This window comes from Vulcaniibacterium thermophilum, assembly GCF_007923255.1.
GTDB classification, from domain to species: Bacteria; Pseudomonadota; Gammaproteobacteria; order Xanthomonadales; family Xanthomonadaceae; genus Lysobacter_F; species Lysobacter_F thermophilum.
The window spans coordinates 48,223-74,685 of record NZ_VOHJ01000004.1 but is presented as its reverse complement, the minus strand read 5'-3'; the positions used below and the strand labels follow the sequence as shown (position 1 = coordinate 74,685).

The 26,463-nt window shown below is 73.3% G+C and carries 24 protein-coding genes and 3 tRNA genes; 20 read left to right on the top strand and 7 right to left on the bottom strand.

Translation table 11 applies throughout. The features are described from left to right. The first annotated feature begins 32 nt into the window (after positions 1–32). From FQY64_RS02980 to FQY64_RS02905, 16 genes are all read left to right on the top strand, one after another. Positions 33–2,537: a cation-translocating P-type ATPase gene (locus FQY64_RS02980; RefSeq protein WP_146472221.1), complete on the top strand. Its 2,505-nt coding sequence runs from the start codon at positions 33–35 to the stop codon at positions 2,535–2,537. 63 nt (positions 2,538–2,600) lie between these two features. Beyond that, positions 2,601–4,118 (top strand): thymidine phosphorylase family protein, encoded by a 1,518-nt coding sequence (locus FQY64_RS02975; RefSeq protein WP_146472220.1) that lies wholly within the window; start codon positions 2,601–2,603, stop codon positions 4,116–4,118. After that, positions 4,115–5,026 (top strand): ribose-phosphate diphosphokinase, encoded by a 912-nt coding sequence (locus FQY64_RS02970; RefSeq protein WP_146472219.1) that lies wholly within the window; start codon positions 4,115–4,117, stop codon positions 5,024–5,026. Before FQY64_RS02975 ends, FQY64_RS02970 begins: the two co-directional genes overlap by 4 nt. Next, entirely contained in the window at positions 5,023–7,467 is a 2,445-nt protein-coding gene (locus FQY64_RS02965; RefSeq protein WP_146472218.1) for a phosphoketolase family protein, read from the top strand. Before FQY64_RS02970 ends, FQY64_RS02965 begins: the two co-directional genes overlap by 4 nt. 9 nt (positions 7,468–7,476) lie before the next feature. After that, entirely contained in the window at positions 7,477–8,487 is a 1,011-nt protein-coding gene (locus FQY64_RS02960; RefSeq protein WP_229814908.1) for a zinc-binding alcohol dehydrogenase family protein, read from the top strand. Continuing rightward, positions 8,484–9,605, top strand: coding sequence for an acetate/propionate family kinase (locus tag FQY64_RS02955; RefSeq protein ID WP_146472217.1), 1,122 nt, complete (start codon positions 8,484–8,486; stop codon positions 9,603–9,605). The genes FQY64_RS02960 and FQY64_RS02955 overlap by 4 nt, the downstream gene beginning before the upstream one ends. 475 nt (positions 9,606–10,080) lie before the next feature. Continuing rightward, positions 10,081–11,571, top strand: coding sequence for a cytochrome-c oxidase, cbb3-type subunit I (ccoN, locus tag FQY64_RS02950; RefSeq protein WP_146472216.1), 1,491 nt, complete (start codon positions 10,081–10,083; stop codon positions 11,569–11,571). A gap of 9 nt (positions 11,572–11,580) precedes the next feature. Further along, positions 11,581–12,195 carry a cytochrome-c oxidase, cbb3-type subunit II gene (gene ccoO / locus FQY64_RS02945; protein WP_146472215.1) on the top strand — a complete coding sequence of 205 codons (615 nt, stop codon included), beginning with the start codon at positions 11,581–11,583 and terminating at the stop codon, positions 12,193–12,195. A gap of 3 nt (positions 12,196–12,198) precedes the next feature. Then, positions 12,199–12,342, top strand: coding sequence for a cbb3-type cytochrome oxidase subunit 3 (locus FQY64_RS02940; RefSeq protein ID WP_146472214.1), 144 nt, complete (start codon positions 12,199–12,201; stop codon positions 12,340–12,342). Continuing rightward, complete coding sequence (gene ccoP, locus FQY64_RS02935; protein ID WP_146472213.1) at positions 12,339–13,334, top strand: cytochrome-c oxidase, cbb3-type subunit III; 996 nt, start codon at positions 12,339–12,341, stop codon at positions 13,332–13,334. Before FQY64_RS02940 ends, ccoP begins: the two co-directional genes overlap by 4 nt. 4 nt (positions 13,335–13,338) lie before the next feature. Next, positions 13,339–13,623, top strand: coding sequence for a hypothetical protein (locus FQY64_RS02930; RefSeq protein WP_146472212.1), 285 nt, complete (start codon positions 13,339–13,341; stop codon positions 13,621–13,623). Between the two features lie 4 nt (positions 13,624–13,627). After that, positions 13,628–15,175 carry a 4Fe-4S dicluster domain-containing protein gene (locus tag FQY64_RS02925; RefSeq protein ID WP_146472211.1) on the top strand — a complete coding sequence of 516 codons (1,548 nt, stop codon included), beginning with the start codon at positions 13,628–13,630 and terminating at the stop codon, positions 15,173–15,175. Then, the gene (locus tag FQY64_RS02920; protein WP_146472210.1) at positions 15,172–15,681 is read left to right on the top strand and encodes a FixH family protein; all 510 of its coding nucleotides are present in this window, start codon (positions 15,172–15,174) and stop codon (positions 15,679–15,681) included. The genes FQY64_RS02925 and FQY64_RS02920 overlap by 4 nt, the downstream gene beginning before the upstream one ends. Then, positions 15,678–18,083: a heavy metal translocating P-type ATPase gene (locus tag FQY64_RS02915; RefSeq protein ID WP_146472209.1), complete on the top strand. Its 2,406-nt coding sequence runs from the start codon at positions 15,678–15,680 to the stop codon at positions 18,081–18,083. Before FQY64_RS02920 ends, FQY64_RS02915 begins: the two co-directional genes overlap by 4 nt. Then, positions 18,080–18,241: a cbb3-type cytochrome oxidase assembly protein CcoS gene (gene ccoS, locus FQY64_RS02910; RefSeq protein ID WP_146472208.1), complete on the top strand. Its 162-nt coding sequence runs from the start codon at positions 18,080–18,082 to the stop codon at positions 18,239–18,241. The genes FQY64_RS02915 and ccoS overlap by 4 nt, the downstream gene beginning before the upstream one ends. Beyond that, positions 18,234–18,953 (top strand): sulfite exporter TauE/SafE family protein, encoded by a 720-nt coding sequence (locus tag FQY64_RS02905; RefSeq protein WP_146472207.1) that lies wholly within the window; start codon positions 18,234–18,236, stop codon positions 18,951–18,953. Before ccoS ends, FQY64_RS02905 begins: the two co-directional genes overlap by 8 nt. Positions 18,954–19,052: 99 nt before the next feature. On the opposite strand, the gene FQY64_RS02900 is transcribed toward FQY64_RS02905, so the two are convergent. Next, positions 19,053–19,406, bottom strand: coding sequence for a hypothetical protein (locus tag FQY64_RS02900; protein ID WP_146472206.1), 354 nt, complete (start codon positions 19,404–19,406; stop codon positions 19,053–19,055). A 137-nt stretch (positions 19,407–19,543) separates the two neighbouring features. Here FQY64_RS02900 and FQY64_RS02895 point away from each other — a divergent pair, with 137 nt between their 5' ends. Together FQY64_RS02895 and FQY64_RS02890 are read left to right on the top strand one after the other, a co-directional pair. Further along, positions 19,544–20,398 (top strand): tetratricopeptide repeat protein, encoded by an 855-nt coding sequence (locus FQY64_RS02895; RefSeq protein ID WP_146472205.1) that lies wholly within the window; start codon positions 19,544–19,546, stop codon positions 20,396–20,398. A 53-nt stretch (positions 20,399–20,451) separates the two neighbouring features. Next, positions 20,452–20,526, top strand: a tRNA-Val gene (locus FQY64_RS02890). A 47-nt stretch (positions 20,527–20,573) separates the two neighbouring features. Here the strand turns inward: FQY64_RS02890 and FQY64_RS15010 are convergent. Both FQY64_RS15010 and FQY64_RS02880 read right to left on the bottom strand, forming a co-directional pair. Continuing rightward, complete coding sequence (locus FQY64_RS15010; RefSeq protein WP_229814909.1) at positions 20,574–21,143, bottom strand: DUF411 domain-containing protein; 570 nt, start codon at positions 21,141–21,143, stop codon at positions 20,574–20,576. Between the two features lie 68 nt (positions 21,144–21,211). Further along, positions 21,212–21,469 (bottom strand): heavy-metal-associated domain-containing protein, encoded by a 258-nt coding sequence (locus FQY64_RS02880; protein WP_146472204.1) that lies wholly within the window; start codon positions 21,467–21,469, stop codon positions 21,212–21,214. 165 nt (positions 21,470–21,634) lie between these two features. Here FQY64_RS02880 and FQY64_RS02875 point away from each other — a divergent pair, with 165 nt between their 5' ends. Beyond that, complete coding sequence (locus tag FQY64_RS02875; protein WP_146472203.1) at positions 21,635–24,049, top strand: heavy metal translocating P-type ATPase; 2,415 nt, start codon at positions 21,635–21,637, stop codon at positions 24,047–24,049. 13 nt (positions 24,050–24,062) lie between these two features. Further along, on the top strand, positions 24,063–24,545 hold the full coding sequence (gene cueR, locus FQY64_RS02870) for a Cu(I)-responsive transcriptional regulator (RefSeq protein WP_146472202.1): 483 nt from the start codon (positions 24,063–24,065) through the stop codon (positions 24,543–24,545). Positions 24,546–24,826: 281 nt separating this feature from the next. Here the strand turns inward: cueR and FQY64_RS02865 are convergent. From FQY64_RS02865 to ppsR, 4 genes are all read right to left on the bottom strand, one after another. Next, a tRNA-Glu gene (locus FQY64_RS02865) sits at positions 24,827–24,902 on the bottom strand. A gap of 45 nt (positions 24,903–24,947) precedes the next feature. Continuing rightward, positions 24,948–25,023, bottom strand: a tRNA-Ala gene (locus FQY64_RS02860). 44 nt (positions 25,024–25,067) lie between these two features. Then, on the bottom strand, positions 25,068–25,571 hold the full coding sequence (locus FQY64_RS02855) for a DUF1249 domain-containing protein (protein ID WP_146472201.1): 504 nt from the start codon (positions 25,569–25,571) through the stop codon (positions 25,068–25,070). Between the two features lie 70 nt (positions 25,572–25,641). Further along, the gene (ppsR, locus tag FQY64_RS02850) at positions 25,642–26,463 is read right to left on the bottom strand and encodes a posphoenolpyruvate synthetase regulatory kinase/phosphorylase PpsR (protein WP_146472200.1); all 822 of its coding nucleotides are present in this window, start codon (positions 26,461–26,463) and stop codon (positions 25,642–25,644) included.

Sequence of the window (26,463 nt, the reverse complement as noted above, 5' to 3'; positions counted from 1 at the left end):
CGGCGCGCGGCGGCGCGCCGCGGCACTGCCGGATGACGGCACCGGCGACACCGCCGCGGGGCCTGAGCGCGGCGCAGGCGGCCGAGCGGCTGGCCCGCCACGGGCCGAACGTGCTGCCGCAACCGGACCGGCGCGGCACGTTCGCGCTGGTGATCGCGGTGCTGCGCGAGCCGATGATCCTGCTGCTGATCGGCGCGGCGGCGCTCTACGTGCTGCTGGGCGATCCGCAGGAGGCCGTCGCGCTGGCGCTCTCGGTGGTGCTGGTGGTCGCGATCACGGCCTACCAGGAGCTGCGTTCGGAACGCGCGCTGCAGGCGCTGCGCGACCTCAGCAGCCCGCGCGCGCGGGTGCTGCGCGACGGCGAAGTGCGTGTGGTGCCGGGCCGCGAGGTGGTGGTGGGCGACGTGATGCTGGTGTCCGAAGGCGACCGGGTCCCGGCCGACGCGCGCGTGCTGGAGGAGAGCGGGCTGACGGTCGACGAGTCGCTGCTGACCGGCGAGTCGGTGCCGGTGCGGCGCACGGTCGCCGCCGGCGCGGCGAGCGGCGACGCGGTGCTGCATGCGTCCACCCTGGTGGTGGCCGGCCACGGCGTGGCCGAGGTGATCGCCATCGGCGCCGACACCGAGGTCGGCCGCATCGGCAGCACGCTGCGCACGCTGCGCCCGCAGCCGACCCCGATGCAGCGCGAGATGCGCCGCGTCGTCCGCGTGTTCGCCGCGTTGAGCATCGCCGTCTCGGTGCTGGTGGTCGCGCTGGTGATGCTGCGCTACCGCGACTGGCTGCAGGCCCTGCTGGCGGGCATCACGCTGGCGATCGCCAACATTCCGGAGGAGTTCCCGGTGGTGCTGACGGTGTTCCTCGCCCTTGGCGCGTGGCGGATGGCGCGCCATCGCGCGCTGGTGCGGCGCCCGCCGGCGATCGAGGCGCTCGGCGCCGTCACCGTGCTGTGCACCGACAAGACCGGCACGCTCACCGAGAACCGCATGCGGGTCGCCGAGCTGTGCGCCGAAGGGCTGCGTGCGCCCCCGCGCGAGGGGCTGGCGCCGGCGCTGCGCGCGCTCGTCGAATGCGCCGAACGCGCCTGTCCGGATGCGCCGCACGATCCGATGGAGCGCGCCATCCGCGACGCCGCGCGCGCGGCCGGCGTGCCGGACCGCGCCGACTGGGTGCGCGTGCACGAATACCCGCTTTCTCCCGAGCTGCTGGCGACCGCGCACGTCTGGCGCGCGCCCGGCGCCGCGCGGCTGCAGGTGGCGTGCAAGGGCGCGCCGGAAGCGGTCGCCGAGCTGTGCGGCCTGCCCGACGAGGAACGCGCGCGGCTTTCGGGCGAGGCGGAGGCGATGGCGCGACGCGGCCTGCGCGTGCTCGGCGCGTGCTCGGCCGAGTGGGTGGACGATGCGCGCACGCTGCCGCTCGGCGCGCGCGGCTTCCGCTTCGCATGGCGCGGTCTGATCGCACTCGCCGATCCGTTGCGCGAGGGCGTCCCGGCCGCGGTGGCCGAGGCGCAGGCGGCGGGCGTGCGCGTGGTGATGATGACCGGCGATCACCTGGAGACCGCGCGCGCGATCGCGGCGCAGGCCGGGCTGGCGCGGGCCGGGGAGGCGCGCACCGGCGCCGATGTCGCCCGGCTCGACGACGCGGCGCTGGCGCGCTGCGCGGCCGGAATCGACGTGTTCGCGCGCATGAAGCCCGAGCAGAAACTGCGTCTGGTGCGCGCGCTCAAGGCGCAGGGCGCGGTGGTGGCGATGACCGGCGACGGCGTCAACGACGCGCCGGCGCTGGTCGCCGCCGACGTCGGCGTGGCGATGGGCGGACGCGGCACCGACGTCGCGCGCGAGGCGGCGGCGATCGTGCTGCTGGACGACGACTTCGTCACCGTCGTGCACGCGATCCGCCAGGGCCGCGCGATCTACGACAACATCGTGCGCGCGGTGCGCTACATCCTCGCCGTGCACGTGCCGATCACCGGGCTCGCGCTGCTGCCGTTGCTGCTCGGCCAGCCGCTGGTGCTGCTGCCTCTGCACGTAGTGATCCTGGAACTGATCATCGATCCGGCCTCGACGCTGGTGTTCGAGCGCGAGCCGCCCGCCGCCGACGTGATGCGCCGCCCGCCGCGGCCGCCCGGCGCGCGCCTGCTCGACGCGCGCACGCTCGCCTCCGGCCTCGGCGCCGGGGCGCTGGTATTTCTCGCGGTGGCGGCCGTGTACGGCGCCGCGCTGTGGAACGCGCTGCCCGCGCCGCAGGCCGGCGCGCTGGCGTTCATCGCGCTGGTGGCCGGCAACCTCGGCCTGATCGTGTTCAACCGCCAGCACGCGCACTCGTTCGTGGCCGCGGTGGTGCGCGCCAACCCGGCGTTCCGTGCGATCGCGGCGGCCGCGCTGGCGTTGCTGGCCACGCTCGCCTCGTGGGACACGGCGGCGCGCGCGTTCGGCTTCGCGCCGCCGCCGCCGGCCTACGCGCTCGGCGCGCTGGCCGCGCCGTGGGCGCTGCTGGCGATCGCCGACGCGGTGCGCATGCGCCGGCGCGGCGCGGCTTGACCTGCGTCAATTCCCTCCACGCACGCCGGGCTATGGTGGCCCGGCCGTCCTTCGAGAAGCGCCATGGCCGATGCGTCCCGCCCCAACCGCCTGCGCCTGGTCCGTGCCGGGATCGACACCTACCAGCAGCCGGTGGTGTTCATGCATCGCGATTGCGCGGTCTGCCGCTCGGAAGGCTTCACCGCCCTCACCCGCGTGCGCATCCGCAATGGCGGGGGCGAACTGGTGGCGACGTTGAACGTCGGCACCGGCGACTGGCCGCCGACCGACGTCGCCGCGCTGTCGGAAGCGGCGTGGAACGCGCTGCGGCCCGAACACGACGGCTATGCCACGATCACCCACGCCGAGCCGCCGCCGTCGGCGGCGGCCCTGCGCGCCAAGGTGTTCGGCCAACGGCTCGACGAGGCCGACTTCCTGCAACTGATGCGCGACACCGTCGCCAACCGGCTGTCGGACATCGAACTGGCGGCGTTCGTCACCGCCTGCGCCGGCACGCGGCTCGACCACGCCGAGACGATCGCGCTGACGCGCGCGATGGTGGCGGTGGGCGAGCGGCTCGACTGGGGCGGCGGCGCGGTGCTGGACAAGCACTGCGTCGGCGGCCTGCCGGGCAACCGCACCACACCGATCGTGGTGGCGATCGTCGCCGCCGCCGGCCACCGCATCCCCAAGACGTCCTCGCGCGCGATCACCTCGCCCGCCGGCACCGCCGACACGATGGAGGTGATGGCGCCGGTGGCGCTCGGGCTGGACGCCATGCGCCGCGTGGTCGAACGCGAGGGCGGCTGCGTGGTGTGGGGCGGCACCGTGCGCCTGAGCCCGGCCGACGACGTGCTGATCCGCGTCGAACGCCCGCTCGATTTCGACAGCGACGGCCAACTGGTCGCCAGCGTGCTGTCGAAGAAGGCCGCCGCGGGCGCGACGCACGTGCTGGTGGACGTGCCGGTCGGCCCGACCGCGAAAGTGCGCTCGGCCGAGGCCGCCGAGGCGCTGCGCGCGCGGCTGGCGGTCACCGCCGCCGCGCTCGGCATCGCGCTCGAGGTGCGCATGACCGACGGCCGCCAGCCGGTCGGCCACGGCATCGGCCCGGCGCTGGAGGCGCGCGACGTGCTGGCGGTGCTGCGCAACGAACCCGGCGCGCCGGCCGACCTGCGCGAACGCGCGCTGCATCTGGCCGGCGCCCTGCTCGAGATCGCGCCCGGCGCCGCGCCCGGCCAGGGCCGCGCGCAGGCCGAGCGGCTGCTCGCCGGCGGCGCGGCGCTGCGGAAGTTCCTGCGCATCTGCGAGGCGCAGGGCGGCTTCCGCGAACCCGCGCAGGCGCCGCACGTCGCGCCGCTGCCGTGCGCGCATCACGGCGTGGTGCGCGCGGTCGACAACCGCCGCCTGGCGCGCATCGCCAAGCTGGCCGGTGCGCCCGCCAGCGCCACCGCCGGAGTGGACTTCCGGCTGCGCGTCGGCGATCCGGTCGAGCGCGGCCAGCCGCTGCTGCACGTCCACGCGCACACGCCGGGTGAACTGGCCTATGCGCTGGAATACGCGCAGGCCCATGCCGACATCGTGCTGATCGGAGAGACCGCATGAACCGCGTGCTGCTGCCCCTGCCCGCCCAGCGGCCGCTGGCCGAGGCGATCGCGCCGTCGGTGGGCGCGCGCGTCGGCCGCTTCGAGTGGCGCCGCTTCCCCGACGGCGAATCGCTGGTGACGCTGGACGAATCGCTTGCCGGCTGCGAGGTGGCGATCGTCGCCAGCCTCGACGATCCGGACACCAAGGCGCTGGCGCTGCGCTTCGCCGCCGACACCGCGCGCGAGTTCGGCGCGCGCCGCGTCGGGCTGGTCGCGCCGTATCTGGCCTACATGCGCCAGGACGCGCGTTTCCGCCCCGGCGAAGCGGTCAGCGCGCCGCTGTTCGCGCGCTTCCTCGCGCAGGGCTTCGACTGGCTGCTGACGGTCGATCCGCACCTGCACCGGTACGACACGCTGTCGGCGATCTACCCGATCCCGACCCGCTGCGTGGAAGCCGCGCCGCGGCTGGCCGGGTGGATCGCGCGCGAGGTGCCGGACGCGGTGCTGGTCGGGCCGGATTCGGAAAGCGCGCAGTGGGTCGGCCGCATCGCCGCGCTCGCCGGCCTGCCCTGGCAGGTGCTGCAGAAGACCCGCCGCGGCGACCGCGAGGTGGAGATCTCCCTGCCCGATCTGGCGGGCGCGCGCGGCCGCACGCCGGTGGTGGTGGACGACATCGTCGCCTCCGGCCACACCGCGATCGAAACCGTGCGCCGGCTGCGCGCGCTCGGCTTCGACGAGGTGGTGTGCGTGGCGATCCACGGCGTGTTCGCCGAACAGGCCGACGTGCGGCTGCGCGAGGCCGGCGCCACCCGCATCGTCACCACCGACAGCATCCCGCACGCCACCAGCGGCATCACGCTGGCGCCGCTGATCGCCGCCGAGCTGCCGGCGATGTTCGCGCCGGCGGCCGTGGAGGCGGTGCCATGAGCGCGGGCGAGCATCTGCCGTGCAGCGGCAGCGAGGATCTGCCGCCCGTCGCGCGCGACGAGGCGGCCGCACGGGCGGCCGCGCTGCGCGAGGCCGATGCCGCGTTCGCGGCGTGGGCGCGGGGCTACGGCGTGATCGCGCACGATCCGCTGACCCAACTGCGCGTGCACGCGATGGTGCAGGCGCTGGTCGCCGAGGGCGCGCTGCCCGACGCCGCCACCGGCTGGCGCCGCCTGCAGGCGGCGGACCGCATCGCCAGCGCCGGCATGTGGCTGGTGGTGCACATGACCTACGCGCGCGAGGTGCGGCTCGACGGCGCGCCGCTGCAAGCCGCGCAGTTCAAGCCGACGCCCGAAGGCCACACCGGCGGCTCGCTCAACATGGCGGTGGCGTACGCCGGCTATCTGGCGATCAATGCGCTCGACGGCCGCACGCGCGCGTGGCTGATGGGCCAGGGCCACTGCGTGGCGGCGATCGACGCGGTCAACGCGATCGTCGGCAACATGACCGCGGCGCACGCCGCGCGCTACGGCCTGAGCGATGCCGGCCTCACCCGGCTGACGCAGGACTTCTACGGCTATCGCGTGCGCGCCGACGGCCTGCCGGAGGCCCCGCTCGGCTCGCACGTCAACGTGCACACCGCCGGCGGCGTGCTGGAGGGCGGCTATCTGGGCTTCGCCGAGCTGCACTACGTGCACGCGCCGCTGCCGGGCGAGCGGCTGGTGGCCTTCCTCAGCGACGGTGCGTTCGAGGAGCAGCGCGGCAGCGACTGGGCGCCGCGCTGGTGGCGCGCGGAGGACAGCGGCCTCGTGGCGCCGATCATGATCCTCAACGGCCGGCGCATCGAGCAGCGCACCACGATCGAACAGCAGGGCGGCGAGCGCTGGCTGCACCGCCATCTGCAGCTCAACGGCTTCCGCCCGGTCGGCATCGACGGCCGCGATCCGGCGGCGATCGCCTGGGGCATCTGGCGCGTGGAGCGCGGCGCGCAGGAGGCGGCCGCCGCGCCACTGCACTACGGCATCGCCGAAACGATCAAGGGCTACGGCTTTCCGGGCGCCGGCAGCAACCGCGCGCACAACCTGCCGCTGCCGGGCAACCCGGCGCGCGACGCGGCCTCGCGCGCGCTGTTCAACGAGGGCGCCGCGCGCCTGCACGTGGCGCCCGACGCCCTGCGCGAGGCGGTGGCCGCGCTCGCCACCCACGCCGCGCAGGGACGTCCGCTCGAGCGCGACCACGCGCTCGCCACCCGCGACGTGGCCACGCCCGCGCTGCCGCCGGTCGAGCCGATCGCGCCCGGCGGCGCGCGCTCGCCGATGGCGGCGTTCGACGCGCACTTCTGCGCCATCGTGCAGGCCAATCCGCATCTGCGCGTGCGGGTCGGCAATCCGGACGAGCTGCGCAGCAACAAGCTCGACCGCACGCTCGACCTGCTCCGCCACCGCGTGCCCGATCCCGAGCCCGGCATCGCCGAATCGCGCACCGGCGCGGTCGTCACCGCGCTCAACGAGGAAGCGGTGGTATGCGCCGCGCTCGGCAACAAGGGCGGGCTGAACCTCGTCGTCACCTACGAGGCGTTCGCGCCGAAGATGCTGGGCGCGCTGCGGCAGGAGATCACCTTCGCCCGCCAGCAGGCGATCGCCGGCCGCCCGGCGCGCTGGCTGACGGTGCCGGTGGTGCTCACCTCGCACACCTGGGAGAACGCCAAGAACGAGATCTCGCACCAGGATCCGACCCTGGCCGAAGCGTTGCTCGGCGAGATGGCCGACACCGTCTCGGTGCTGTTCCCGCCCGATGCGCAAAGCGCGCTGCATGCACTGGACCGCGCGTACCGGCGCCACGGCCGCATCGCCGCGATGGTGATCCCCAAGCGCGAGGTGGCCGACGTCACCACGCCCGCGCAGGCCGAACGGCTGGCGGACGACGGCGTCGCGGCGATCGAGGGCGAGGCGGACGCCGCGGAGCTGCTGCTGATCGCGGTCGGCGCCTACCAGCTCGCCGAGGCGCGCCGCGCCGCGCGCCGTCTGCGCGAACGCGGCCACCCGCCCGCGGTGCTGTGCATCGCCGAACCGGGGCGGCTGCGCACGCCACGCGACGAATACGAGGCGGCGTGGACGCTCGACGATGCCGCGCTCGCGCGCCTGTTCCCGCCGGGGCTGCCGCGCGTGTTCCTCACCCACACCCGGCCCGAGCCACTGCTCGGCGCGCTGCGCCGGATCGACACCGGACCGCAGACGACGCGCGCGCTCGGCTACATCAACCGCGGCGGAACGCTCGACGTCGACGGCCTGCTGTTCGCCAACCGCTGCACCTGGGCGCACGCGCTGGCCGCGGCGGCGGAGGTGCTGATGCTTCCGGTCGATGCCCTGCTCGACACCGACGAACGCGCGGCGGTCGAAGGCCGCGGCGATCCCGCCGCGCTGCGCGCCGGCCCCGGCTGAGGACCGCGCGTGAGCGGGGGCTACGCGATGCTGCTGCGCGCGCCGCACACGCGGCTGGAGCGCACCGTGCGTCCGCCCGCGGCGCCGGGTGCGGGCGAGGTGCGGCTGCGGGTCGAAGCCTGCGGCGTGTGCCGCACCGATCTGCACCTGCTCGACGGCGAACTGCCGCAGGCGCGCTATCCGGTCGTGCCGGGACACGAGGCGGTGGGCATCGTGGAAGCGCTCGGCGAGGGCGTGCGCAACCTCACGCCCGGCCAGCGCGTCGGCGTGCCCTGGCTCGGCCACACCTGCGGGCGCTGCGATTACTGCCGGATGGGGCGCGAGAACCTGTGCGACGCGCCCGCCTTCACCGGCTGCACCCGCGACGGCGGCTACGCCACCCACGTCGTGGCCGAGGCGGCGTTCTGCGTGCCGCTCGATGCGCGCTGGCCGGACCCGGTGGCGGCCGCGCCGTTGCTGTGCGCGGGCCTGATCGGCTGGCGCGCGCTGCGCATCGCCGGCGAAGCGCCGCGCCTGGGCCTGTACGGCTTCGGCGCCGCCGCGCACATCGTCGTGCAGCTTGCGCGCTGGCGCGGGCAGCGCGTGTTCGCGTTCACCCGTCCGGGCGACGCGCGGGCGCAGGCGTTCGCGCGCTCGCTGGGCGCGTGCTGGGCGGGCGGTTCGGACCAGGACGCGCCGGAGCCGCTGGACGCCGCGATCCTGTTCGCGCCGGTCGGCGCGCTGGTGCCGCATGCGCTGCGCCAGGTGCGCAAGGGCGCCCGCGTGGTCTGCGCCGGCATCCACATGAGCGACATCCCCGCATTCCCGTACCGGCTCCTGTGGGAGGAGCGCGAACTGGTGTCGGTGGCCAACCTCACCCGCGAGGACGCGGCGACCTTCTTCGACGCCGCCGCGCAGGCGCGCGTGACGACCCACGTGGTGCGCTACCCGCTGACCGCCGCCGACGCCGCGCTCGCCGCGCTGCGCGCCGGCGCGCTGGACGGCGCGGCCGTGCTCGTTCCGGACGACGAGGCGCCATGAACGATGCGCTGCTGCTGACGCTCAACCTCGGCTCCTCGACGTTGAAGGTGGCCTGTTTCGGCGGCCTGCGCGCGCACCGCGCGCAGCCGCTCGGCCGCGTCGAACTCGACCTCGGTGCCGCCGACGGGCCGGACGCGCTGTTGACCCGCGCCGCCGCCGCGCTCGGCCTGCCGCGCGCGCCGGCCTGGGTCGCGCACCGCATCGTCCACGGCGGCGACGCCACCCGGCCGAGGCCGCTCGACGAGGAGGAGCTGGCGCGGCTGCATGCGCTCGCGCCGCTGGCGCCGATCCACCAGCCGGGCGCGCTCGCGCTGGTCGGCCGCGCGTGCGCGCTGTGGCCCGCGGCGCGGCAGTTCGGCGTCTACGACACCGCTTGGCACGCCACGCTGCCGGAGGCGGTGAGACGGCTGCCGGTGCCGGAGGCCTGGCACGCGCTGGGCGTGCGCCGGTACGGCTTCCACGGCCTCGCGTTCGCGGCGGCGATGCGCGCGTTGACCGCCCTGGCGGCCGATGCGGCGCAGGCGCGCGTGGTGCTGGCGCATCTGGGCGGCGGCTCCAGCCTGTGCGCGGTGGCCGCGGGCCGCAGTGTGGACACCACGATGGGGATGACGCCTCTGGACGGCCTGCCGATGAGCACCCGCAGCGGCAGTCTCGACCCCGGCGCGCTGCTGTTCCTGATGCGCCGGCATGCGATGCGCGAGGACGCGCTCGAGCACGCGCTCTACCGCGACTCCGGCCTGCGCGGGCTGTCCGGATCGTCGGGCGACGTGCGCGAGCTGCTGCGCTCGCCGGAGCCGGCGGCGCGGCTGGCGCTGGACGTGTTCGCGCGCCGCGTCGCGCAGGGCATCGCCGCGATGGGCACCAGCCTCGGCGGCATCGACCACCTCGTCTTCAGCGGCGGCATCGGCGCGCGCTCGGCGGCCGTGCGCGCGATGATCGCCGCGCGGCTGGCGTGGCTCGGCATCGGCCTCGACGCCCAGGCCAACGCGGGCGGCGCCGCCCGCCTGAACCACGCCGACGCGCCCGTGGCCGTGTGGCAGGTGGAGGTCGACGAGCAGGCCGAAATGGCGACCGAATGCGCCGCGGCTGCCGCGGACGGCACCCTCGCCCTCGACTGACCCGAACGCGGACCGACGCGAAGGTGCGGCGCCTACCGCCACCGCGCGCCCTTCCCCCTCTCCCCCGCTCGCGGGGGAGAGGGCTGGGGTGAGGGGGCGCGCCGCAGGCGCGCGAACGCAGCGCCGGTTCCGCGATCCCGGCTGAAGCCACTCCCAAGCTCGCGGCACACCCATACCGCCGAGCCTCACACCCAAGCCGCGCACCCATCCCCCTCTCCCCCGCTCGCGGGGGAGAGGGCTGGGGTGAGGGGGCGCGCCGCAGGCGCGCACGCTACCGCCGAGCTTCACGCCAAGCCGCGCCACACCGAACCCCCAAGCCTCCGACCCGGCCGCGCACGGAACGCACCGTCGCATCCCGCTGCCGCGACGCTGCAAGGCCACGCGCGCACGGCGCCCTTCACGTCGAATTGATCTGGATCAAGAAGCCCGCAGGCGCGCTTGGGAACAATGCGCGCACCTGAAACAGGGGCAATCCATGATCGCCAACCACGCCACCGAACCGGGGAGCGCCGTCGCCTCGCGCGCGCCGGCCGCCGCCGGGGGCTTCTACAACGACAAGGTCGTCCGCCAGTTCACGGTCGCCACCATCCTGTGGGGCATCGTCGGCATGGCGGTCGGCGTGCTGATTGCGGCGCAGCTCTACTGGCCGCAGATCGGCGAAGGTATCCCGTGGCTCAGCTACGGCCGCCTGCGGCCGCTGCACACCAACGCGGTGATCTTCGCCTTCGGCGGTTCGGCGCTGTTCGCGACCTCGCTGCACGTCGTGCAGCGCACCTGCCATGTGCGGCTGATCTCCGACAGGCTGGCCGCGTTCGTGTTCTGGGGCTGGCAGGTGGTGATCGTCGCCGCCGCCATCACGCTGCCGCTCGGCATCACCCAGAGCAAGGAATACGCCGAGCTGGAGTGGCCGATCGACCTGCTGATCACGGCGGTGTGGGTGGCCTACGCGGTGCTGTTCTTCGGCACCATCGCCCGGCGCCGGGTGAAGCACATCTACGTCGCCAACTGGTTCTACGGCAGCTTCATCATCGCCGTGGCGCTGCTGCACATCGTCAACAACATCGCCATGCCGGCCGGGCTCTGGAAGTCGTACCCGGTGTACTCGGGCGCGGTCGATGCGATGGTGCAGTGGTGGTACGGTCACAACGCGGTCGGCTTCTTCCTGACCGCGGGCTTCCTCGGGATGATGTACTACTACATCCCCAAGCAGGTCGAGCGCCCGGTCTACTCCTACCGCCTGTCGATCGTGCACTTCTGGGCGCTGATCGCCGTGTACATGTGGGCCGGCCCGCACCACCTGCAGTACACCGCGCTGCCCGACTGGGCGCAGTCGCTGGGCATGGTGTTCTCGCTGATCCTGCTGGCCCCGTCCTGGGGCGGCGCGATCAACGGCATCATGACCCTGTCGGGTGTCTGGTACAAGCTGCGCACCGACCCGATCCTGAAGTTCCTGATCGTCGCCGTCTCGTTCTACATGATCGCCACCTTCGAGGGGCCGATGATGTCGATCAAGACGGTCAACTCGCTCAGCCACTACACCGACTGGACGGTGGGCCACGTGCACGCCGGCGCGCTCGGCTGGGTGGCGATGATCTCGATCGGCTCGCTGTACGCGCTGCTGCCGCGCATGCTCGGCCTGAAGTCGATGTACTCGATCCGGGCGATCGACCTGCACTTCTGGATCCACACCGTCGGCGTGGTGTTCTACATCGTCTCGATGTGGATCGCCGGGGTGATGCAGGGCCTGATGTGGCGCGCCACCAACCCCGACGGCACGCTCACCTACAGCTTCGTCGAGGCGCTCAACGCCACCTACCCCTACTACCTCGGCCGTCTGGCCGGTGGCCTGCTGGTGCTGGGCGGCATGGGCGTGATGGCCTGGAACACCTGGAAGACCTACGCGATGGCGCGCGAGCCGGCCGAGCAGCCGGTGCTGATGCCGCACCCCGAAGAAGCGCGCGCCTGAGGACCGCACATGAGCCTTGCACACGAGAAAGTCGAGAAGAACGTCGGCCTGCTGGCCGTGCTGATCGCGGTGGTCGTCTCCTTCGGCGGCCTGGCCGAGATCGTGCCGCTGATGTACCAGGCCGAGGCGATCGAGCCGCTGCCGGGCGTGAAGCCGTATCCGCCGCTGGAGCTGGCCGGGCGCGACGTCTACGTCCGCGAGGGCTGCTACAACTGCCATTCGCAGATGGTGCGCACGCTGCGCTTCGAGACCGAGCGCTACGGCCACTACTCGCTGGCCGGCGAGTCGGTCTACGACCGCCCGTTCCAGTGGGGCTCCAAGCGCACCGGGCCGGACCTCGCGCGCGTCGGCGGCCGCTACTCCGACGACTGGCACCGCGTCCACCTGATCAACCCGCGCGACGTGGTGCCGGAGTCGAACATGCCCTCGTTCCCGTGGCTGGCCGAGCGCGAGATCGACGGCGCGCAGGTCGCCGAGCGGATGCGCGCGCTCAAGGCGCTGGGCGATCCGTACACCGATGAGCAGATCGCCGGAGCCGCCGCCGACGTCGCCGGCAAGACCGAACTGGATGCCGTGGTCGCCTACCTGCAGGGCCTCGGCAAGCACGCACCCAAGGGGAACTGACCGATGCTGTCGGGAATCGTCACCGCCACGCTGCTGACGCTGTTCGTCGGCGGCACGATCTGGGTCTGGAGCCCGCGCCGGCGCGCGGAGTTCGAGGAAGCGGCGCGCATGCCGCTGGATGAGCACGAAGGGGAGACGCAGCGATGAGCGCCTCGTGGTCCTGGTACGTGATCGCGCTGGTCGCGATCAACATCGTCGGCTGCGTGTGGCTGCTGTGGTGGACGGCCAGGCGCCGTCCGGGCGACCCCAAGCCCGAAGACACCGGCCACGTGTGGGACGGCAACATCACCGAGTACAACAAGCCGCTGCCGCGCTGGTGGATCAACCTGTTCTATCTGACCATCGTCTTCAGCATCGGCTATCTGATCTGGTATCCCGGCCTCGGCAGCTTCGCCGGCTACGGCGGCTGGAGCTCGGCGAAGGAGCACGACCTGCAGAAGGCGCGCTACCAGGCACGCCTGGCCGAGACGTTCGCGCCGTACGAAGGCAAGCCGGTCGACGCGTTGGCACGCGACCCGCGCGCGCTGGAGCTGGGGCGGTCCATCTTCGCCAACACCTGCGCCACCTGCCATGGCTCGGGCGGCAAGGGCGCGGTCGGCTACCCCGACCTCACCGACGACGTCTGGCACTGGGGCGGCGAACCCGAGCGCATCCTCGAAACCGTGCTCGACGGCCGCGAAGGCGTCATGCCGGGCTGGGGCCAGGTGCTGACCGGCATGGGCGGCGAGATCGCGGTGGACGCGGTGGCGGCGTACGTGCAGGTGATGGGCATGGAGAAGATCCCCGCCAACGACGTGCTCGCCCATCAGGGCCGCAAGTACTACGAGGGTGTGTGCGCCGCCTGCCACGGCGTCGACGGCAAGGGCAACCCCAGCATGGGCGCGCCCGACCTGACGGACGACTACTGGCTGTACGGCAGCGACAAGGCCAGCATCGTCAAGACCATCCGCGAAGGCCGCCACGGCGTGATGCCGGCGCACCGCGAGCTGCTCGGCGAAACCCGCGCGCGTCTGGTCGCGGCGTACGTGTGGTCGCTGTCCAACGCCGCCGCCACGCGCACCGCAACGGCGACCGCGACCGCGTCGGCGGACACCGCCGGTGCGGACGGCGAAGCGCCGACCATGCGCGCGCTGGAGTGATGCGATGACGGCGTTCGACCACCCGCCGCGACCGCTGGCCCAGCGCCTCGGCGCGATCCTGTGGCCCAGCTTCTTCGCGGCGGGCGTGGCGACGATGGTGTTCTTCGCCTTCGTCGATCCGCTCGAACTGCGCGACATCACTTTCCCGCGGCTGCGGATCAGCCGCGGGCTGGGCTATTCGGTGGCGTTCTTCCTGTTCTGGGCGTCGACCGCCGCCTCCAGCCTGTTCACCTGGATCCTGTTGCGCCCGGCCAGCCGCTTCAACAAGCCGCTGCCGCCGGACGCGTGATGCGATGAGCAAAGCCATCCCCCTGCAATTGCGCGACGACGAGGGCAACCTGCTCTACGTCAGCGAGCGCAAGATCTACCCGCGCGACGTGTCCGGCACGTTCGCGCGCCTGCGCGTGGCGGCCGTGATCTGGCTGCTCGGCATGTTCTACGTGTTCCCCTGGCTGCGCTGGGACGGTCGCCAGGCGGTGCTGTTCGACCTGCCGGCGCGCAGGTTCCACGTGTTCGGGCTGACGTTCTGGCCGCAGGACTTCGTGTTCCTGGCGCTGCTGCTGATCATCGCCGGCATCGCGCTGTTCTTCTTCACCGCCCTCGCCGGCCGCCTGTGGTGCGGCTACGCCTGCCCGCAGACGGTGTGGACCGAGGTGTTCCTGTGGATGGAACGCTGGACCGAAGGCGACCGCGGCAGGCGCATGAAGCTCGACCAGGGCCCGTGGACGCGCGAGAAGGCGCTGCGCAAGGGCGCCAAGCACCTGCTGTGGCTCGCGTTCGCGCTCTGGACCGGCTTCACCTTCGTCGGCTTCTTCACCCCGATCACCGACCTCGCCGCGCGCCTGGTGCCGTTCGAATGGGGCGGCTGGGAGACGTTCTGGGTGCTGTTCTACGCGCTCGCCACCTGGGGCAACGCCGGCTTCCTGCGCGAGCAGGTGTGCAAGTACATGTGCCCGTACGCGCGTTTCCAGAGCGCGATGTTCGACCGCAACACGCTGCTGATCGCCTACGACCCGCGCCGCGGCGAACCGCGCGGCCCGCGCAAGCGCGGACTGGCCAGCGTGCTGGAGCGCGCGCGCGGCCTGCTCGACCTGTCGACCGCCTACGACTACGTGTTCCGCGCCAGCCGGCACCCGAGCGCGGCGGACGCGCGTGCGCAGGCGCGCGGCACCATCACGCTCGCCCATGCCGGCGAGAAGGCCGAGCCGCTGCCGAAGTTCGCGCCGGAGGAGCTGGGCGACTGCATCGACTGCACCATCTGCGTGCAGGTCTGCCCGACCGGCATCGACATCCGCAACGGCCTGCAATACGAGTGCATCGCCTGCGGCGCCTGCATCGACGCCTGCGACGACGTCATGGGCAAGCTCGGCTATCCGCACGGGTTGATCCGCTACACCACCCAGAACGCGATCGACGGCAGGCCCTCGCGCGTGCTGCGGCCGCGCATCTTCGTCTACGGCACGCTGCTGCTCGTGCTGCTGTCGGCGTTCGCCTGGGGCGTCACCCACCGCGAGCCGTTCATCGCCGAGGCGCTGCGCGACCGCAACGCGCTCTACCGCGCGAGCGCCGACGGCATCGAGAACGGCTACACGCTCAAGCTGGTCAACAAGACCGACCGGCCGCACCGCTACCGCGTGCGGCTCGACGCGGCCGGCCTGCCGCTGACGCTGCGCGGCGGCGAGCTGCGCATCGACGTCGCCGCCTCGGCGGTGAGCGCGGTGCCGCTGACGGTGCTGGCGAGCGGCCCGGTGCGCGGCCGTCACGAGATCGCCTTCATCGTCGAGTCCGACGACGGCCGAAGCCGGACCGTCGAGAACACCTTCTTCGGACCGCAACCATGAACGAAAAGACGCCCTTCTGGCGCGTGCCCATCGTCTGGCTGGTGATCGCGCTGCCCGCGGTGGCGATCGTCGCCGGCATCGCGATGGTGGTGATCTCCTCGCGCGGCGGCAGCATCGACAGCGTGGCCGATCCGGTGCGGCGCACCGCGCAGGTGCAGGTGGCCGACGTCGGGCCCGACGCCGAGGCGCGCGCGCGCAAGCTCAGCGCGGTGCTGCGCAGTCAGGACGGCGTGGTCGAGCTGCTGCCCGTCACCGGCGACTTCGACCGCGCACAGCCGCTGCAGGTGTTCGCCCGCCACCCGACCGAGGCCGCGCGCGACGTGCGGCTGGTGCTGCAGCCCACCGCCACCGGCTGGCGCGCGAAGGCGGCGCTCGACGACGGCCACGACTGGAATCTCGAAGCCGGCGACCAGGCCCGCCGCTGGCGCATCGTCGGCCGCCTGCCGCGCGCGCAGTACGCCGTGCGCCTGGCGCCGGCGCTCACGGAGGCCACCGGCACGCGATGAACGCCGTCGCCGCCACCGCCGTTCCGGCCGCCGCCGCTTCCGCGTGCTGCCACCACTGCGGCCAGCCCGCGGCGGCCGACGCACTGCGCGCGGCGTTCGCCGGCGCCGAACGCGCGTTCTGCTGCGACGGCTGCCTGGCGGCCGCGCAGTGGATCGTCGATGCCCACCTCGACGACTACTACCGCCTGCGCACCGCGGAAGGCGCGAAGGTGCAGCCCGACCTGCCCGACCTGTCGCTGTGGGACCGCGACGACGTGCTCGCCGAGCACGCGCGCACGCGCGAGGACGGCTGCCGCGAGATCACCCTGGTCGCCGACGGCATGCGCTGCGCGGCCTGCGCCTGGCTGATCGACCGCGCGCTGAGCCGCGAGCCCGGCGTGCGCGAGGCCGGCGCGAACGCGGTCACCGGCCGCGTGCGGCTGGTGTGGGACCCGCGCGTGGCGCCGCTCTCGCAGCCGCTGCGCCGGCTGGCCGCGCTCGGCTACCGGCCGTGGCTCGCCACCGGCGAGCAGCGCGAGCGCGCGCGCCGCAGCGAGCGCAACCGCTGGCTGCTGCGGCTCGGCGTGGCCGGGCTCGGCGCGATGCAGGCGATGATGTTCGCCGAGGCGCTGTACCTCGACACCACCGGCAGCATGGCGATCCCCACGCGTGACTTCCTGCGCTGGATCACCTTCCTCGTCGCCACCCCGGTGGTGTTCTACGCCGGCTGGCCGTTCCTCACCGGCATGGCGCGCGAGCTGCGCGGGCACCGGCCGGGCATGGACACGCTGGTGGCCGCCTCCACCCTGCTCGCCTGGGCGGCGAGCGCGATCGAGACCGTCCGCGGCGGCGCCCACGTCTGGTACGACGCCGCGGTGATGTTCGTGTTCCTGCTGCTGGCCGCGCGCATGCTCGAACAGCGCGCACGCGCGATCGCCAGCGCGCAGGTCGACGCGCTGGCGCGGGCGCGGCCGGCGTTCGCCGTGCGCGAACGCGCCGACGGCGGCCGCGAGTCGGTGCCTCTGGCGGCGCTGGCGGTGGGCGACGTGGTCTGCCTCGGCATCGGCGACACCGTCCCCGCCGACGGCGAGCTGCTGGAACCGGCCGCGTTCGAGGAAGCGTTGCTGACCGGCGAATCGCATCCGGTCGCGCGCGCGGCCGGCGAGCGCGTCTACGCCGGCACGCTGTGCCGCGAGCGCCCGGCGCGCCTGCGCGTGACCGCCACCGGCGCCGCCACCCGGCTGTCGCAACTCGCGCGGCTGGTCGAGGAGGCGCAGGCGCACCGCCCGCCGCTGGCGCGCGTGGCCGACCGCGTCGCCAGCGTGTTCGTGGTCGCGCTGCTCCTGCTCGCCGCGCTGACCTGGCTCGGCTGGCGGCTGTACGCGCCCGAGCGCGCATTCGAGGTTGCGCTGGCGCTGCTGGTGATCTCCTGCCCGTGCGCGCTGTCGCTGGCGGTGCCGACCGCGCTGGCCGTCGCCCACGGCGCGCTCGCGCGGATGGGCGTGCTGGCGCTGCGGCCGGACGCGCTCGAACGCCTGGCCGAAATCGACACGGTGGTGTTCGACAAGACCGGCACGCTGACCGATCCGCATCCCGCGCTCGAACGCATCGACACATTTGGCGTCGTGTCCGAGCGCGACGCGCTCGCGATCGCCGCCGCGCTCGAACGCGACAGCGGCCATCCCTTGGCGCAGGCGTTCGCCGCGCACGACGACGGCCGCGCCGTGCGCGAGGTCGTCGCGGTCGGCGGGCGCGGCATCGAAGGCGTCATCGACGGCCGCCGCTGGCGGCTCGGCCAGGCCGGTTTCGCGGTCGACGGCGCACAGGACGACGGCCAGGTGTGGCTGGGCGTGGACGGCACCGCCGCCGCGCGCTTCGTGCTCGGCGAGCGCCTGCGCGAGGACGCGCCCGCCGCGCTGGCGGCGCTGCGCGCGGCGGGGCTGTCGCTGCAGCTCGCCAGCGGCGACGGCGCCGAGGCGGTGGCCCGCACCGCGCGCACGCTCGGCATCGACGCGGCGCAGGCGCGCCTGCTGCCGGAACACAAGCTCGAGCGCATCCGCGCGCTGCAGCACGACGGCCGCAGGGTGGCGATGGTCGGCGACGGCCTCAACGACGCGCCCGTGCTGGCCGGCGCCGATGTGTCCTTCGCGATGGACAGCGGTGCCGCGCTCGCCCACCGCAGCGCCGACTTCGTGCTCACGCGCGCGCGCCTGGACCGCCTGCCGGCGGCGTTCGCGCTGGCCCGCCGCACGCGCGCCATCGTCCGCCAGAACTTCGCCTGGGCGGTGGGCTACAACGTGGTCGCGCTGCCGCTGGCGATGCTCGGGCTGGTGACGCCGTGGATCGCCGCGCTCGGCATGGCCGTCTCCTCGCTCACCGTCACCCTCAACGCACTGCGGCTCGCCCGCCGGGAGGCGCCATGACCATCCTGCTGATGCTGATTCCGCTGAGCCTGATGCTGCTGGGCGTGGCGGTATGGGCGTTCGTGTGGGCGGTGCGGCGCGGCCAGTTCGACGAACTCGACGCCGCGGCGCTCGACATCCTGACCGACGACGCGCAGGGGGGCCCCGGCCGTGCCTGACTGGCTGGTGCTCGGCGCCGCGGCGCTGACCGGGCTGCTCGGCGGCGCGCACTGCGCGGCGATGTGCGGCGGCATCGCCACCGGCCTCACGCTGGCGCAGCGCGGCGGCTGGTGGCGCGCGGTACAGCCCAACCTCGGCCGCGTGCTCGGCTACACGCTCGCAGGCGCGCTGGTCGGCGCGTTCGGCGCGGGCCTGCTGGGCGTGGTGCGGGTGCCGGGTTTCGCGCTCGCGCTGCGTGCCGCGGTGGGGGCGGTGCTGATCGTCGCCGCGCTGCGCCTGCTCGACCGCCACGGCCGGCTGGGCGTGTTCGGCGCGCCCGGGCAGCGCGTGTGGCAGTGGCTGCGCCCGCTGCAGAAGCGGCTGCTGCCGGCCAACACGCTGCCGAAGCGGCTCGCGCTCGGCATGCTGTGGGGCTGGATGCCGTGCGGCCTCAGCACCACCCTGCTCGCCGCCGCCTGGCTGCAGGCCGATCCGCTGCACGGGGCGCTGACGATGACCGCGTTCGGCCTCGGCACGTTGCCGCTGATGATCCCGCTCACCTGGGCCGGCAGCCGCCTCACCGCCCTGCAGCACGGCCGCTGGCGCGCCGTCGCCGGCGGTACGGTGCTGGCGGCCGGCGTGCTGACCCTGGCCGCTCCGTGGCTTGCGCACGCCCCCGCCCTGCACGGCGCGCTCGACGCCCTCGGCTGCCGCAGCCTCGTCGCAAGCTGACGCCCCAAGCCCAGCTTCAAAGCCCCTCTCCCGCGTGCGGGAGAGGGGTTAGGGTGAGGGCCGGGACCGCCAGCGAACCCCGCGATCAGCGCCAGCAGCTCACTTCGCGCCGCGCTTCGACGCCCTGCGCGCCCCACGCGGCGCAGTCCGCGTCGCCCGGCGCGCCGGCTTCGCGCCCGCGCCCATGCGCGCCAGCACCGGCCCCAGGCGCGTATGCACCTCGCCGCCGAGCTTCATCGCCAGCGGCTCGATCCGGCCGAGCGTGCCGCGCAACGCGGCCGGCATCTCGGCGACCGCCGTCGCCGCGCAGCGGCGCGTGCGCGCCAGCGCGGCCGTCAGCCGCTCGCGTCCGGCCAACGCCTCGCGATGCGCGACGGACACCAGGCCCAGGCCCGCCAGCCAGACGTGGCGGAGCGAAACGGGATGGATCGCGGAAGGACGTGCGGTCGCCATGAGCGGACTCCAGTGCGCGCGGAGGAGCGGTCGATGCCACTGTCCTCCGATCGCGCCGAGCAAACACACTACGACGCGCTTGCGCGCGGCACGTGCGCGCAGGATGCTGCATGCCTCGACCCGCAAGGACCGTCCGCATGGCCAAGACCGCCTGGGCTCCCTTTCCGCACGACGCGGCCGCGTTCGATTACCCGGGCGAGGCGCTGCGCAAGGCCTGGCCGAAACTGCACGCGGGCGACGCCGAACCCTTCCCCGACGCCAGACGCGCCGCCGCGCTGCTGAAACAGGCCGGCAAGGCGGCGCCGAAGGGCGCGGACGCCGACACCGTGGCGCAGTCGCTGCAGGACGCCTGGCGCGCGTTCCACCGCGGCGACTTCCGCACCGCATTCGAGCTCGGCGAGAAGCTGGGTCCGCTCGGCGCCTCGGTCGCGGTCAAGGCGCTCGGCATCCACGCCACGCATCTGGTGGAGGACGAGGCGGAGAGACTGAAGCGTTTCCAGCGCGCCGCCGGCCTGGCGGAGGCCGCCATCGAGGTCCTGCCCGAGGAGGCCAACAGCCATTACCGCTACGCGTTCGCGCTCGGCCGCTACAGCCAGGGGCTGAGCATCGTGAAAGCGCTGAAGGACGGCATCGCCGGCAAGGTGCGCAAGGCGCTGGACGCCGCGCTCGAGCTGGCGCCGAAGCACGCCGAGGCGCATCTGGCGATGGCGGTCTACCACGCCGAGGTGATCGACAAGGTCGGGGCGATGATCGGCGGCCTCACCTACGGCGCGAAGGCGGCCGAGGCCGAGAAGCACGTGGCCACCGCGCTCAAGCTCACGCCCGACTCGCCGATCGCCCACATCGAGCACGGCAACGTGCTCCTGCTGCTGTACGGGGACAAGCGCGAGGACGACGCCGCCGCCGCCTACGAGACGGCCGCCCGCTGCAAGCCGCGCGACGCGATGGAGGCGCTCGACGCCGCCTACGCGCGCTCGCAACTGGAGGAATGAACCGGAAGGCTTGCCTTGGGCGCGACGCATCCGTACACTGCGCGCCTCCCATCGGGCGGTTAGCTCAGCGGTAGAGCACTGCTTTCACACGGCAGGGGTCGTAGGTTCGAACCCTACACCGCCCACCAATTCCACGGGCCGGCAGCGATGCCGGCCCGTTTCCGTTTGCGGGCCTTCAGTCCTCCTGGCCGTGCCGCGCGAACGGCACCGTGCTGCCGTCGGCCTGCACCTGCTCCACCGTGTACGGCTGGACGCGGCCGTCCGGCGTCTCCATGCCGGGCGAACCGAGCGGCATGCCCGGCAGCACCAGCCCCTTCGCCTTCGGCTTCGCGCGCAGGAAACGCTTGATGTCGTCGGCGGGCACATGGCCTTCGACGAAGTAGCCGGCGATCTCGGCGGTGTGGCACGAGCCCTTGCCGTAGGGCACGCCGAGCTTCTGCTTGACCGGCTCCAGCGCATCGGTCTCGCGCACCTCCACGGCGAATCCGGCCGCGCGCATGTGCTCGACCCACAGCGTGCAGCAGCCGCAGGTCGGGCTCTTGTGCACCACCACGGGCGGCAGCGCCGCCTGCGGGGTGCCGGCGCGGGGGCGAGCGGTGGCCGCCGGCGTCTGCGCCGGGGCGGGCCGCACCGTGGCGGTCGCGCGCTCCGGCGCGGGCGCGGGCGTGGGCGTGCGCGCGCAGGCGACGCTGGCGCCCGCGGCCGCCAGCGCCGTCCCCAACAGCAAGGTGCGGGTGATGCTCATCCGTCGTACTCCGTCCGCATCGGGAATGCGGGCAGCGTAACGCAGCGCGCATGATCCAACCGCGCCGTTCAGGCGTGCCCGCAGCCGCCGCAGCAGTTCGCCGCCTTCGCCTCGACCGCGCCGCCGCCCGCCTCGATCGCGGTGACGGTGTAGCCTTCCTCCTCGATCGCCGCACTCGCCGCGCCCGCGTCGACCGCGCCCTCGATGGTCACGCTGCGCGCGTCCAGATCGACGGCGACCTTCGCCGCCGGCGCGATCCTGCCGATCGCCTGGGTGATCGCGCGGACGCAGTGCCCGCAGGTCATGCCTTCGACAATGAGTTTCATGAGAATGTCTCCCGTGGTGCGTAAGCCGGCCGAAGCGCCGACGTGGAGCAGCATCGACCTTCCCGCAAGGGCAAGGTCAAGACGCGGAACATCCGCCACGCGGCGCTTGACCTTCCCATGATGGGAACCCGGAGCATGCGTCCGACTCCCACGCGAGGCAGCGCCATGAACGCATCCGCATCCACCACCGCACCGCTCGCGCAGCCGATGCGCTTCGGCATCGTCGGCATGACCTGCGCATCCTGCGTCACCCGAGTCGAGCGCAGCCTGAAGGCGGTGCCGGGCGTGGCGCAGGCCAGCGTCAACCTCGCCACCGAGGCGGCCGAAGTCGCGTTCGACGGCACCGTGCCCGCGCCCACGCTGGTCGCCGCGGTCGAGAAGGCCGGCTACGCGGTCGCCACCTCCACGGTCGAACTCATCATCGAGGGCATGACCTGCGCCTCGTGCGTGGCCCGCGTCGAGCGCGCGCTGAAGAAGGTGCCCGGCGTGCTGCAGGCGAGCGTCAACCTCGCCACCGAGCGCGCCCGCGTGCAGGTGCTGGGCGAGGTGCCGACGTCCCGCCTGGTCGCCGCCGTCGCCGATGCCGGCTACGGTGCGCGGCCGCTGGCCACCGAGACCGCGGCGCAGACGCCCGAGACCAGGCCGCACCCGCTCGCGGCGAAGGAAACGCGCCACCTGATCCTCGCCATCGCGCTGTCGCTGCCGCTGGTGCTGCCGATGCTCGCCCTGCCGTTCGGCCAGCACTGGATGCTGCCGGGCTGGCTGCAGCTCGTGCTGGCCACGCCGGTGCAGTTCTGGCTCGGCGCGCGCTTCTACCGCGCCGGCTGGCACGCGCTGCGCGCCGGCACCGGCAACATGGACCTGCTGGTCGCGATCGGCACCAGCGCCGGCTACGGCCTGAGCGTCTACCACCTGCTCGCCGGCGCCGCGCACCACGGCCAGTTGCCGCTGTACTTCGAGGCCTCGGCGGTGGTGCTGACGCTGATCCTGCTCGGCAAGTGGCTGGAGGCGCGCGCCAAGCGCCAGACCACCGAGGCGATCCGCGCCCTGCAGGCGCTGCGCCCGGCCACCGCGCGCGTGCGCCGCGGCGGCACGGCCGTCGAGGTGCCGATCGGCGAGGTGGCGGTCGGCGACGAGGTCGTGGTCAAGCCCGGCGAACGCATCCCGGTCGACGGCACGGTGATCGAGGGCCGCACCCACGCCGACGAGGCGCTGATCACCGGCGAATCGCTGCCGGTCGCCAAGAACGAGGGCGACCGCGTCACCGGTGGCGCGGTCAACGGCGAAGGGCTGGTCGTGGTGCGCACCGCCGCGGTCGGCGCGGAGACGGCGCTGGCGCGGATCATCCGGCTGGTCGAGGACGCACAGGCGAAGAAGCCGCCGATCCAGCAGACGGTCGACCGCGTCAGCGCGGTGTTCGTGCCGGTGGTGATGGCGATCGCGGCGCTGACCCTGCTCGGCTGGGGCCTGTACAGCGGCGACTGGAGCGCCGCCATCCTCAACGCCGTGGCCGTGCTGGTGATCGCCTGTCCGTGCGCGCTCGGCCTGGCCACTCCCACCGCGATCATGGCCGGTACCGGCGTGGCCGCGCGCGCCGGCATCCTGATCAAGGACGCCGAGGCGCTGGAGATCGCGCACAAGGTGCGCACGGTGGCGTTCGACAAGACCGGCACCCTGACCGAAGGCAAGCCGGTGCTGAGCGAGCACGTCGCGCTCGACGGCGACCACGCGCGCCTGCTCGCGCTCGCCGCCGCGCTGCAGGCGCACAGCGAGCATCCCCTGGCCAAGGCGGTGATCGCCGCGTTCGGCGGTGCGCAGCCGGCGGCCGCGGCGGACGTGCGCGCCGTGCCCGGCCGCGGCGTGCGCGGCACGGTCGATCGCCGCGCGCTGCTGCTCGGCAACGAGGCGATGATGCGCGAGGCCGGCATCGACACCGCCCTGCTCTCCGCCCGCGCCGAGGCGTTCGGCGCCAGCGGCCACACCGTGTCCTGGCTCGGCGAGGACGGCGCCGAGCTCCGTCTCCTCGGTCTGCTCGCTTTCCGCGACCAGCCGCGCGCGGGTGCCGCAGAGGCGGTCGCCCGGCTGCATCGGCTGGGCATCCGCACGGTCATGATCTCCGGCGACAACCTGGGCGCCGCCACCGCAGTCGCCCGCCAGCTCGGCATCGACAGCGTGCGCGCCAACGTCACCCCCGACCGCAAGGCCGATGCGGTGCGCGCGCTCCGCGAGGGCGGCGCGGTGGCGATGGTCGGCGACGGCATCAACGACGCGCCGGCGCTCGCCGCCGCCGACGTCGGCGTGGCGATGGGCAGCGGCACCGACGTCGCCATGCACGCCGCCGCCATCACCCTGATGCGTCCGAACCTCGACCTGGTGGCCGCGGCGCTCGACATCTCGCGCCGCACCACCCGCAAGATCCACCAGAACCTGTTCTGGGCCTTCGGCTACAACGTGGTCGGCATTCCGCTGGCGATGCTGGGCCTGCTCGATCCGGTGATCGCCGGCGCGGCGATGGCCTTCTCGTCGGTCAGCGTGGTGTCCAATACCCTGCTGCTGCGCCGCTGGTCGCCGCGCGCCTGAGGGAGAGAACGCCATGAAGCACGTCACGCGTCCCGAACTGGCCGAAGCGAAGGAACAGGGCTTCCACAACATCGGCGAGGCCGCGCAGTTGACCGGCGTCAGCGCCAAGATGATCCGCCACTACGAGCAGATCGGCCTGCTGCCGGCCGCCGGCCGCACCTTCGCCGGCTACCGCATCTACGGCGACAACGACCTGCACCGCATCCGCTTCATCAAGCGCGCGCGCAGCCTCGGCTTTCCGGTCAAGCAGATCGAGACGCTGCTCGGCCTGTGGGACGACCGCGGCCGCGCGAGCGCCGAGGTCAAGAAGCTGGCGCGCGCCCACGCCGACGCGCTCGCGGTGAAGATCCGCGAGATGCAGGCGATGCAGCGCACGCTGGAGAATCTCGCCGAGCGCTGCCACGGCGACCACCGGCCCGACTGCCCGATCCTCGACGACCTCGCCGCCCCCGACGCCGCGCCACCCGCGCCGCGGAACACCGCACGGCGACGCTGACGCCCGCGACCGGCGCCCCGGCGACTGCAGGAGCGTCTTCAGCCGCGACCGATGACGAGCAAGCGAGTGAACCGGCTCGCGACGCTGCCCGCATCCGTCGCCCCGGCGCACGCCGGGGCCCATCGAGAAGGAACGCCGGCATTGTCGAATCGGATCCCGGCATCCGCCGGATGACGAACCGGCAATCGTCCATCCGGGGGCCACGCGCCATCCGGGTCCGGGAAGGCTGGGAACTCCCCAAGCAGAAACGGCCGCCCTTTCGGGCGGCCGTTCCGCGTTGTTGGCGTCCCCACGGGGATTCGAACCCCGGTCGCAACCGTGAAAGGGTTGTGTCCTAGGCCTCTAGACGATGGGGACGTTTTCCTTTCGCTACCCCGGCCACCTTGCCGGGGTGCTGGAACCTGGTGGAGCCAGCCGGGATCGAACCGGCGACCTCTACAATGCCATTGTAGCGCTCTCCCAGCTGAGCTATGGCCCCACGCGCTGGAAAGAACGCCATCTTAGAGTCGCTTCACGAACTCGTCAACACTCTCCGATCACGCGATCGACTGCAGCCACGTCGGCATCGACCCGCCGCAGCGTCGCCACGCCGTGGCCGCGCTCGGCCAGGTACTCGAGCCACTTGCCGAGGAACGTGTTCATCCGCAGCCGGTGCCCGAGCACACGGGCCGGCGGCGGATTCAGACCGAGCACGTCCTGCCAGCGCCGGCCGACGTAGCAATGCGTCGCTTCCGCTTGCCGCGCATCGGTGTACAGCCGCACGTATGCGGACGGATCGGGCTCGCCGGTGACCGGGTCGCGCAGGTCGTACGTCAGCCGCAGTTCGCTCGTGTACGGATGCTGCTCGATCACCTCGACGCGCAGATCGAGCCCGTCGCCGACCGAGGACACGTACGTGCCGGCCGCGAGCCGCGCCGGATCGAACAGGCGCACCAGCCGGGCATGATTCTCGGCATACAGCGCCATCAGCCAGCCGAAGCGGCTGAGACGGGGAACGCGCAGCGGACGGGCGGCGAGATGCGACATGGGCCGATGCTACCCGCACCCTGCCCGCTTGCGCGACCGCACGCGGTCATGCGTTCATGTAGATCGCCGCTCAGAACATCTCGCGGTGGATGCCGAGGGTGGTGAGCACCTTGCTGGCGATCTCCTCGATCGAGGTGTGCGTGGTGCTGAGCGTCGGAATCCCCTCGGCGCGGAACATCTTCTCGGCCGCCGCCACTTCCCGTCGGCACGTCTCCAGTTGCGCATAGCGCGAGTTGGGCCGGCGCTCCTGCCGGATCTGCTGCAGCCGCATCGGATCGATCGTCAATCCGAACAGCTTGTTGCGGTACGGCCGCAGGCGCGGCGGCAGGCGGTCGTGCTCGAGGTCCTCGGCCGTCAGCGGATAGTTCGCCGCGCAGATGCCGTAGTGCAGCGCGAGGTACAGGCAGGTCGGCGTCTTCCCCGCGCGCGACACCGCGACCAGGATCAGGTCCGCCTCCGAATAGTCGGTGCTGGCGCCGTCGTCGTGGCTCAACGCGAAATTGATGGCGTTGATACGACGATGGTAGGTCTCGAAGTCCACCATGCCGTGGGCGCGGCCGATCCAGCGTTTGCGCGCCTCGCCCAGCTCGCGTTCGAGCGGCTCGATGAACGGCGCGAACACGTCGAGCATCAGCGCCCCGCTCTCGCCGAGCGCGGCGCTGACTTCGGCGTTGACGCACGAATTGATCACGATCGCGCGGGTGCCGTGGCGCTCGCCCGCGGCGCGGATGGTTTCGATGACTTCGCGCGCCCGCTCGACCGTGTCGACGAACGGAATCCGCTCGCTGACGAAGCGCGTTTCGGTGAACTGCGTCAACAGGCTGTGGCCGATGGTTTCGGCGGTAATGCCGGTGCCGTCGGAGATGTAGAACACCGGGCGCGTGCCTGCCAT